Origin of the sequence: Ruegeria sp. R8_1, assembly GCF_017743815.1 — a bacterium.
Lineage (GTDB): Bacteria > Pseudomonadota > Alphaproteobacteria > Rhodobacterales > Rhodobacteraceae > Ruegeria > Ruegeria lacuscaerulensis_A.
Map to the genome: position 1 here is coordinate 1 of NZ_JAGHRL010000026.1, position 660 is coordinate 660.

The window sequence follows — 660 nt, forward strand, 5'->3', positions numbered from 1 at the left end:
AAGTGTCAGCTTCACTGTTTGGACGGCTTTCGCTACTTTGTAGCTGAAGCACAACAAACAGAGAATGGTCTGCATCTTTCAGTAATGGATGCAGGTCGATGTGCAGAGGTTCGACGTCAAGGATACGCAGTAATGCGTTTCAACTTGAGAGTTTGATCCTGGCTCAGAACGAACGCTGGCGGCAGGCCTAACACATGCAAGTCGAGCGAGACCTTCGGGTCTAGCGGCGGACGGGTTAGTAACGCGTGGGAACGTGCCCTTCTCTGCGGAATAGCCACTGGAAACGGTGAGTAATACCGCATACGCCCTTCGGGGGAAAGATTTATCGGAGAAGGATCGGCCCGCGTTAGATTAGATAGTTGGTGGGGTAACGGCCTACCAAGTCTACGATCTATAGCTGGTTTTAGAGGATGATCAGCAACACTGGGACTGAGACACGGCCCAGACTCCTACGGGAGGCAGCAGTGGGGAATCTTAGACAATGGGCGCAAGCCTGATCTAGCCATGCCGCGTGTGTGATGAAGGTCTTAGGATCGTAAAGCACTTTCGCCAGGGATGATAATGACAGTACCTGGTAAAGAAACCCCGGCTAACTCCGTGCCAGCAGCCGCGGTAATACGGAGGGGGTTAGCGTTGTTCGGAATTACTGGGCGTAAAGCG

At 52.9% G+C, this 660-nt stretch carries 1 rRNA gene; it reads left to right on the forward strand.

Going from position 1 to position 660, the window contains the following annotated elements:
- Window positions 1-140: 140 nt before the first annotated feature.
- Window positions 141-660, forward strand: a 16S ribosomal RNA gene (locus J7380_RS20275); the annotation flags it as partial.